This is a genomic window from Mesorhizobium sp. M2A.F.Ca.ET.039.01.1.1 (assembly GCF_003998035.1).
Classification (GTDB): Bacteria; Pseudomonadota; Alphaproteobacteria; order Rhizobiales; family Rhizobiaceae; genus Mesorhizobium.
The window spans coordinates 1-8,962 of the sequence record NZ_RZRY01000223.1 but is presented as its reverse complement, the minus strand read 5'-3'; the positions used below and the strand labels follow the sequence as shown (position 1 = coordinate 8,962).

At 63.7% G+C, this 8,962-nt stretch carries 7 protein-coding genes and 2 pseudogenes; 4 read left to right on the top strand and 5 right to left on the bottom strand.

The genetic code is table 11. The features are described 5' to 3' along the window. Window positions 1-350: pseudogene (locus EOA24_RS18000) on the top strand (short-chain dehydrogenase/reductase); the annotation flags it as partial. Between the two features lie 171 nt (window positions 351-521). Here EOA24_RS18000 and EOA24_RS17995 read toward each other — a convergent pair. Continuing rightward, window positions 522-1,148, bottom strand: coding sequence for an MOSC domain-containing protein (locus EOA24_RS17995; protein WP_126081970.1), 627 nt, complete (start codon window positions 1,146-1,148; stop codon window positions 522-524). Between the two features lie 179 nt (window positions 1,149-1,327). Between EOA24_RS17995 and EOA24_RS17990 the strand changes: the two genes are divergently transcribed. Next, complete coding sequence (locus EOA24_RS17990) at window positions 1,328-1,894, top strand: isoprenylcysteine carboxylmethyltransferase family protein (protein WP_126081969.1); 567 nt, start codon at window positions 1,328-1,330, stop codon at window positions 1,892-1,894. 15 nt (window positions 1,895-1,909) lie between these two features. On the opposite strand, the gene EOA24_RS17985 is transcribed toward EOA24_RS17990, so the two are convergent. The 3 genes from EOA24_RS17985 to ettA form a co-directional block, all read right to left on the bottom strand. Then, entirely contained in the window at window positions 1,910-3,031 is a 1,122-nt protein-coding gene (locus tag EOA24_RS17985) for a beta-ketoacyl-ACP synthase III (protein ID WP_126081968.1), read from the bottom strand. Window positions 3,032-3,149: 118 nt separating this feature from the next. Further along, window positions 3,150-3,917 (bottom strand): trans-aconitate 2-methyltransferase, encoded by a 768-nt coding sequence (gene tam, locus EOA24_RS17980; protein ID WP_126081967.1) that lies wholly within the window; start codon window positions 3,915-3,917, stop codon window positions 3,150-3,152. Window positions 3,918-3,957: 40 nt separating this feature from the next. Further along, a complete protein-coding gene (gene ettA / locus EOA24_RS17975) occupies window positions 3,958-5,607 on the bottom strand; it encodes an energy-dependent translational throttle protein EttA (protein WP_126081966.1) in 1,650 nt (549 codons plus the stop codon). Window positions 5,608-5,873: 266 nt separating this feature from the next. Here ettA and EOA24_RS17970 point away from each other — a divergent pair. Continuing rightward, window positions 5,874-7,151 (top strand): annotated as a pseudogene (locus EOA24_RS17970) (GGDEF domain-containing protein). Window positions 7,152-7,180: 29 nt separating this feature from the next. On the opposite strand, the gene EOA24_RS17965 reads toward EOA24_RS17970, so the two are convergent. Continuing rightward, window positions 7,181-8,185 carry a ribonuclease gene (locus EOA24_RS17965; RefSeq protein WP_126081965.1) on the bottom strand — a complete coding sequence of 335 codons (1,005 nt, stop codon included), beginning with the start codon at window positions 8,183-8,185 and terminating at the stop codon, window positions 7,181-7,183. Between the two features lie 193 nt (window positions 8,186-8,378). On the opposite strand from EOA24_RS17965, the gene EOA24_RS17960 reads away from it, so the two are divergent. Then, the coding region (locus EOA24_RS17960) for an alpha/beta hydrolase (protein ID WP_133374541.1) at window positions 8,379-8,962 on the top strand (584 nt) is incomplete at its 3' end.

Here is an 8,962-nt window from a genome sequence, read left to right as displayed (position 1 = left end):
GCCAGGAGGTCGCCCAGTTCGGTATCCACGTGACCCTGGTCGAGCCGGGCGGCTTCTCCACGGACTGGGCCGGACCGTCGGCCAAGGTTTCCAAGCCGATGGACATCTATCAGCCGGTCCGCGCGGCGATGGCCGAGCGCCGCAGCCGTTCCGTCGCCGGCGATCCGCAAGCGACCGGCCCGGCAATGCTGGCGATCGTCGATGCCGCCGAGCCGCCGCTCAGGGTCTTCTTCGGCGATGGCGGCCTGCCGATGATCCGGCAGGAATACGCCAACCGCATCGCCATGTGGGAAAAATGGGACCATGTCTCGGTGATGGCGCAAGGCGCCAACAAGAACCGGAAAGGCTAAAACTCTTTCGGCCGGGCCTAAACCGGCCGAGGTATGCTGAGATTCAGGTCAGGGCGAGTTGAGAACGGTGGGTTCCGAGAACCGGAGCGGAGCGTACTTTTGGGTACGTGAGCACCGGAAGCACAGGAAACCGCCGTTCGCAGGCCGGCCTCACCTGAATATCAGCATGCCTCAGCGGTAGATCCACTGCTCGGGCACCCGCACCGAGATCTCCTCGCCGGCCCTGATGACGCCCGGCTTCTCGACCCAGGCGACGAGGCCGCGCAGCCGTTTCGCCTCCTTGGGAAAGAGCAGCGCGGTGGCATCGGTATCCGCGGCGCCGACATGCTCGGCGATCGACTGTCCGGCAAAGCGGCACGGCTTGTTCTGGCCATCGACCTTGAGCGTCACGCCACCCTTGAAGAACATCAGCGAACCGGCCGGCAGCATTGACAGATGCGGCACGCCTTCGACCACGAGATTGGCGCCGATCCACTCCGACTTGATCTCCGCGAGGCCCATGCGCCGCGCGACAATGGCAAGTTCATCGGCGGCGGCCAGCGACAATTGCCGCTCGTTGCGCATCTCGGTGCCGCGCGGATACCAGGGCTCGCGCCCGCCCGAACGCCGCGTTGCCCCGGCATGGAAGTCGCCTGCGATACCGTCGAAGCCAAGCCGCAGTTCCTCGACCGCCCTCGTCTCGAAATGATCGTGCGGAGCTGCATAGAGCGCCGCTGCTTTGGCAGCGAGCTTGCGGCCCGGCACGATGTCAACCATCGGTTCTGCCATGGGAAAAAGTTCCAGGTTCGTTTCCTGCATGCCGCTGGTCTAAAGGTGCCGAAGAATGCGGTCCAGTCGAAAGCGCTGATGATCCGATCACGCCGCTTGATGGCGATCACGACGTTATTACCAAAAAACGCTGCCACCGCCGCACCACACGTCGCATTGCCGCCGCGACGCCCCCATAAATGATGGCGCAATCGGGAGGAGGCTCGATCATGCAGGTTGGACACGCAATCGCGGCACTCTGGCTGTTCTGGGTGGTATCCTGGGTCCTTGCCGCTGCCTGGGCAGATCCCGCGCAAAAGCGCGCCGATCTCAAGTCGGAGGCGCGCTATCGTGTCCTTTGGCTGGCCGGCGCCGTGCTGATGTTCGTGCCGGCGCATGGCTATGTCGGCAGGCTGCGGCTCTGGACGCCGACGCTCACCGAGGCTTGGATCTGCGTTGCGCTGATCGCTATCGGCATCGCCTTCGCCTGGTGGGCGCGCCTTCATCTCGGCCGGCTGTGGTCGGCCAACGTCACCGCCAAGGCCGATCATCGCGTGGTCGATACCGGCCCCTATGGCCTCGTCCGCCACCCGATCTACACCGGCCTGCTGCTGTCGATCCTCGCCACGGCGGCCGTCAAAGGCACGATATGGGGTATCGCGGGCGCGGCGCTGTTGCTTGTCGGCGTCGTTGTCAAGGCGAGGCTGGAAGAAAGCTTCCTGCGCGGCGAACTCGGCCCGGCCTATGACGACTACGCCAGGCGCGTGCCGATGCTGGTGCCGTTCGCGCCGGCGTAACGCGGCGGGATGGCTTTACAGCATTCTGAGCAGCGCGCCCCCAATCGAATAGCCGGCGCCGAAGGCGCAGATCAGGCCGAAATCGCCAGCCTTCATGTCGGCATGGTTCTCGGACAGCGCCACGATTGCGCCGGCGCCGGCGGTGTTGCCGAGCCGCTCCAGCACCATGGGCGCGCGGTCATGGTCGACGTCATGGCCGAAGGACAATTTCAGGATCATCGCATTCATGCGCGCATTGGCCTGGTGCAGCCAGAAGCGGCGGATGCCCCCCGGTGTCAGCCCGTGCTCGGCCAGGAATTCGACGATGAACTTCTGCCCGGCAACCGTGACTTCCTTGAACACCTTGTTGCCGACTTGCTTGATGAGATTGCCTTCCAGGTTGATCATGTAGGGATCCTCCTGGGCAGTGCGCGTGTAATAGCCGAGATTGGTGCGGATGTTGTTCGACATCTGCGTCCAGGTGCGTGTGTCGAGCACCTCGAAACGCCCCGGCCGCTTCTCGCCTTGCGCCAGTCCCTCGACGACCATGGCGACCGAGGCGTCGCCGAAGATGAAATGCGTCTGCCGATCGCGGAAGTTGAGATGGCCGGTGATGATTTCCGGCGTCGACACCAGGACACGTTTGTGCGCCCCTGCCCTCACCAGGTTGACGGCGACATGCAGCGCGGCTGCCGCCGAAGAGCAGCCCAGCCCCATGTCGAAGCCGGCCCCCTTAGTGCCCAGCGCCTCCTGCATCTCGATGGCGATGGCCGGATAGGGCCGCTGATGGTGCGAGGCCGAGCAGATCACCAGGTCGATGTCTGACCCATCGACGCCTGCATGGGCAAGCGCCTTCCTGGCCGAGGCGATGCCGAACTCCGCCTCCAATGACAGCGCGTCGTCCGGCCGCGCCGGAATGCGCGGCGACATGCGAGTCGGATCGAGGATTCCCTCGCGCTCGATAACATGACGGCTCTTGACCCCCGAGGCATGCACGATGAAATCGCTGTCCGATTTCTGTAAAAGCGGCTCGCCGGTGTCGGCGCGCCGCGCATTCTCGGTGTCGACCCAACTGTTGAAGCTTGCGACCAGCTCCTCATTGGTTATGACGGGTTCAGGGATTTCGGCGCCGATGCCGCTGATGATGACGCGATGCATGTCCAATCCGTCCGAGGGGAGGCAAGTGGTGCCGAGGCGAGGCGCTACACTTGTCGCATTTGCCCGGTTTATTCCAGCTTAATTCGACAACCATCGCTGGCATTCAGGTGGTGGATGCTCAAGCGCGTTTGGCGACGATGAAGATACGCGGGAAGCGCAACAGCACCTTGCCGTTCGCGGTTTTCGGATAGGCCTTGGCGATCTTGGCGGTATAGCTGTCGAGGAACACTTTCTTCTGATCCGGATCGAGCGGATCGAGGAAGGGCTTCAGCCCCGTCGACTTGACCCATTCGACGATCGCTTCGGCGTCGGCCAGCGGATGGTTGTAGATCGTGTGCCAGATGTCGAGCCGGTCGGCGAGCGGCGACAACAGATCGTAGTAGAAGGACACCGGCGGCAGAGGTCCGCGCGCGGCGCCCTTGAGCCTGGCCGCAAACGGCACTTCCGCCGCGGTCTCGCGCATCAGCTGGTGCGAGGGCTCGCCGAGATTGTCCGGCATCTGCACGGCCAGGGCGCCGCCCGGCGCCAGAAGTCCAATCAGCCGCTGGAACACCGCCGGGTGCTCCGGCAGCCACTGGAAGACGGCATTGGCGAAGATCACGTCGACGGGATGCTCGGGCTGCCATTTGGCGGCGTCCGCCAGCTCGAAATTGACATTGGGCAGCCGCGCCCTCGCCTTTTCGAGCATATCGGGCGAGGTGTCAAAACCGCTGACCCGAGCGTCCGGCCAGCGCTCGACCAGAAGTTCGGTCGAGTTGCCCGGACCGCAGCCGATGTCGACGACGCGGCGCGGAAAATCGACCGGCACCTGCGCCACGAGATCGCGCGCGGGCCGCGTGCGCTCATCCTCGAACTTCAGATATTGGGCGGCGGACCAGTCAGCCATTTGAGACCCTCGCTCTGTTCGCCGCCCCTTCGGACCGATGCTACCTTGTCAGCCGCTTGTGCGTCATGCGGTGTGGCGCCGCCGCTTCCGCACCGAGGCGGCGCAGCTTGTCCTTCTCATACTCCTCGAAATTGCCTTCGAACCATTCGACGTGCGCGTCGCCCTCGAAGGCGAGCATGTGCGTGGCCATGCGGTCGAGGAACATGCGGTCGTGGCTGATGATGACCGCGCAGCCGGCATAGGCTTCGAGCGCATCTTCCAGCGCGGCCAGCGTTTCGGTGTCGAGGTCGTTGGTCGGTTCGTCGAGCAGCAGCACATTGCCGCCGCCCTTCAGCATCTTGGCCAGATGGACGCGGTTGCGCTGGCCGCCCGAAAGGTTGCCGACCTTCTGCTGCTGGTCGCCGCCGCGGAAGTTGAAGGACGAGCAATAGGCGCGGCTGTTGACCTCGTGCTTGCCGAGCTTGATGACCTCGGCGCCGCCGGAGATCTCTTCCCACACCGTCTTGTTCGGGTCGAGCGCGTCGCGGCTCTGGTCGACATAGCCGAGCTTGACGGTCTCGCCCTTGCGGATCGAGCCAGCATCCGGCGTCTCCTGACCGGTGATCATCTTGAACAGCGTCGTCTTGCCGGCGCCGTTCGGGCCGATCACGCCGACGATGCCGCCCGGCGGCAGCTTGAACGACAGGTTCTCGATCAGCAGCTCGTCGCCAAAGCCCTTGTTGAGGCCTTCGACCTCGATGACGACATTGCCGAGGCGCTCGCTCGTCGGGATGACGATCTGCGTGTCGGTCGGCTTGCGGTTCTGCGACTGCTCGACCAATTCCTCATAGGCCTTGATGCGCGCCTTCGACTTGGTCTGGCGCGCCTTGGGCGAGGACTGGATCCACTCGCGTTCGCGCCAGATCGACTTCTGACGGGCGTCGTCCTCGCGCCCTTCCTGGATCAGGCGCTTGGCCTTGGCGTCGAGATATTTGGTGTAGTTACCCTCGTAAGGAATGCCGCGGCCGCGATCGAGCTCGAGGATCCAGCCGGTGACGTTGTCGAGGAAGTAGCGGTCGTGGGTGATGATCAGCACCGAGCCCGGATAGTCGCGCAGATGCTTTTCCAGCCACTGCGTGGTCTCGGCGTCGAGATGGTTGGTCGGTTCGTCGAGCAGCAAGAGGTCGGGCTGTTCGAGCAGCAGGCGGCAAAGCGCCACGCGGCGACGCTCACCGCCCGACAGGTTGGTCACGTCGGCCTCCGGCGGCGGACACTGCAGCGCGTCCATCGCCATCTCGACCTGCTGTTCGAGATCCCACAGATTGAGGCGGTCCATCTCGTCCTGGAGCTTGGCCGACTCGTCGGCCGTCTCGTCGGAATAGTTCATCATCAGCTCGTTGTAGCGCTCGATGATGGCGGTCTTCCTGGCGACGCCGTCCATGACGTTTTCACGCACGGTCTTGGTGTTGTCGAGCTGCGGCTCCTGCGCCAGGTAACCGACGGTCGCGCCTTCTGCCAGCCACGCCTCGCCCTGGAATTCCTTGTCGAGCCCGGCCATGATGCGCAGAATCGTCGACTTGCCCGAACCGTTGGGGCCGAGGATGCCGATCTTGGCGTCCGGATAGAAGGACAGGTGAACATTATCGAGCACCTTCTTGGTGCCATAGGCCTTCGACAGGCCTGACATGTGATAGATGAACTGGCGAGCCACGCGCGCTTTCCCTGGAAACTGAAGTGTCAAAGTGAATGGGGGTTGCGCGCTATGTAGGCGATGAAGCGCTGCACGGCAATCGCTTTCGGCGCGCAGGCCGTCAAACGGCGCGCATTCGCCGGTTTTGCGGTCCCACTCCGTCCATAGCTTTTCACCGCCGCCGGCCATGGCCTGAAATCAGCGGTTAACCATTCGCCTTCAAAACGCTAATAGGTTGGCAAATTGGCGGCCATGCCGCGGTTTCGGGGAAAGATCGGATCGACGACGTGCTGAACGGTGCCCTGCTCCTTGCCGAAGCGGTTCTGTATTTCGGCGCCATGGTCACGCTTTTCCGCTTCCGGCGACGCATCGGGCTTGGCGTGTTCATCTGCGCGCTCGGCGTCATGCACTTCCTCGAAACCTACCTCGCCAGCGTCTTTTATGTCGCGCTGCCGTTCGGGCTGGTATCGCCGGGCTCCGCCGTGCTGTTCTCCGGCAAGCTGGTGATGATCCTTCTGCTCTACATGAAGGAGGATGCGGCGACCGTGCGCCAACCGATCTACGGTCTTTTGCTCGGCAACGCCCTGATGATCGGCCTGGTGCTGATCCTGCGGCTGCACGCCGTTTCGCCGCTTCCCGACGGCAGGATGCCCGACATCGCCTTCATCGACGAGATGGGCTGGCTGATGGTCTGGGGCACCTCGCTGCTCTTCATCGACGCCATCCTGATCATCCTGCTCTACGAGAAGCTCGGCGCCTATCTGCGCGCCAGGCCGTTCATGCGCATCCTAGCATCGGTCGCCTGCGTGCTCACCTTCGATCAGGCCGGCTTCTTCACCGCGCTGCATTTCGTCGCCGGCGCGCCGATCGAGGTCTTCTTGGGGGGCTGGCTCGCCAAGATGGGCGCCGCGCTTGCCTATAGCGGCATGCTCATAGCCTATCTCAAATGGATCGAGGACAATGATGTCGCCGTACCGCGCGGCCTCTCCGACATCTTCGACACCCTCACCTAACGCGAACGCTATGAGGCCCTGGTCAAATATGTCGGCCGCGACGGTCTTACCGGCCTGCTGCATCGCGGCAGCTTCGATGCCGACGGCGAATCCGCGGTCACGGCCGCCATCAGGATGGGCAAGCCGCTTAGCCTTCTCATCGTCGACGTCGACCATTTCAAGTCGATCAATGACCGCTTCGGCCACGCCGAGGGCGACAAGGTGTTGAAATCGATGGCCGCGCTGCTGGCCGAGACGATCGGCGGCAACGATCAGGTGTTCCGGATCGGCGGCGAGGAATTCGCCATACTGACGCAACAGTCGCACGCGCCCGCCAGGCTGCTCGGGGAGACCATCAGGAACGCCACCAAGACCTCGGGGCATACTGCCCGCTTCAACATCACGGTGAGCGCCGGCGTCTCCACCGTCAGCGAGACGACGCGCTCCCTTGCCGACATTTTCGCGCTGGCCGATCAGCGTCTCTACAAGGCCAAATTCAGCGGCCGCGACCGCGTGGTCGGGGAGCCAGGCAGCGAGCCGATCATCATCCAGGCGACGCCCAGATCGGCCTGACCAAGAACGGCCTGCTCAATCAATCCCGCCTACTGGAAACCGATCGCGTCGACCGTCCCCTTCGGACAGCCGGCCTTGGCTGTCGGCGCGGACGCCATGAGGAGGTCGGCGAGCTTGCTGTCGGGCCCGATCGGGCCTGACAGGCCGAGCGTGATCTCGCCGATCAGACGCCGGCCGCTCGACGGGTCGACCAGACAGGAGACGCGCACGCGGTCCCCGGCGCCGGCGCCGAAGGCCGCGTTGAAGGCGCCGCGGATCTGGTCGGAGGTCAATTGCTTGCCGATGTTCTTGGTGAAGAAATCGCGCACCTGGGAAGCGTTCACCGCCCGCATCAGATTGAGCGCATCGGAGAAATACTCCTGCTGGCTCTTGCCGTAGCAAGTGCCGTGCTTGATCCATTCATGCCGCTCCAGCTTGGAGGCGGTGCCTGGCATCACTTGGTCGAGCTCGGCGCGCGTGTTCGCGTCGAGCTTTACCGGCGGCAAATCTCCCCAATGCGCCGGATTGTCATTGGCTTTGTCGGCCGCCGGCACCTGGCAATAGAAATTGCCGTTCGGCTGCGGCCACAATCCATGCAGCGTGAAATGCGAGGCATCGAACTCGGTGGGATTCTGCGCCTTGCATTCGGGCTTGCTTGCCTTGGTCTCGCAGAAGGCCGGCTCCCAGCTCAGCGCAAAGACATATTCGGGTTTTCCGGAGGCCGACGGCTTGGTCTGGCCGGACGGCGCCGAGGTGGTCGCCGCGCTGCCGCCGCTGACATGGCCGCAGCTGATCTTCACCCAGCGCCGCTCGGGGTCGGCGCCCGGCACCTGGATGAGATAATGGGTCGGCTCGTCCTTGTTGCCGGCAAGAAGATCGTAGGACTTGCCTGCTTCGGTCGAGATGTTGCCGGGGTTCTTACCGTTCTTGATCGCCTGCGTCGCCGGACAGGCGCTGTCGGCCACGAAAGTTCCGCTCATCTTCACGTCGGCATGCGCCGCGCCGGCGCCGACCAGAGCCAGCACCATTGAACCCCACAATGCCCAAACCCGCATTCCCGCTCTCCGGCGATCATTGATCCGTATTGGATTCGTCACACTAGAACAGCCGACGTGTCAGAATTGCGATCTTTTTTCACCGTGCGAAAAAACAATCCCCAGCTGAGCGCTCCATCGGCGTGTTCGCAAGCGCGCCCGTCCACTTGACGTACGTGGCGCCCTTGCCCAACAGTCACCAAGGGAGCGAGACATGCCATTCGACAAGCAAACCAGGCTGGCCTCACCGACCGGGGCCGAGCTCAACCTCTATGTGAAACACGCTGAGGCGAAGCCACGCGCCGTGGTGCAGATCAACCATGGTCTGGCCGAGCATGCTGCGCGCTACGCCCGCTTTGCCGATTACCTCGCGCCGCACGGATTCCACGTCTACGCCCATGACCATCGCGGCCATGGCGCGACGAAGGCGCCCGACGCGCAGCTCGGCAAGTTCGCGGACAGCAACGGCATCGCCAAGGTGATCACCGATGTTGACGCCGTTCACGACCTGATCGCGAAAGAGCATCCGGGACTGCCGGTGATCGTTTTCGGGCATTCGTTGGGCGCCTCGATAGCCCTCAACTTCGTGCTGCGTCATTCCGAACGCGTGCATGCTGCCGCGATCTGGAACGGCAATTTCTCGCAAGGGCTTCTTGGCCAATTGGCACTGCTCATCCTCGGCTGGGAACGCATGCGGCTGGGCTCCGACGTGCCATCGCGCCTCCTGCCCAAGCTCACCTTCCAGGCCTGGGGCAAGGCGGTGCCCAACCACCGCACCCTATTCGACTGGCTCTCGCG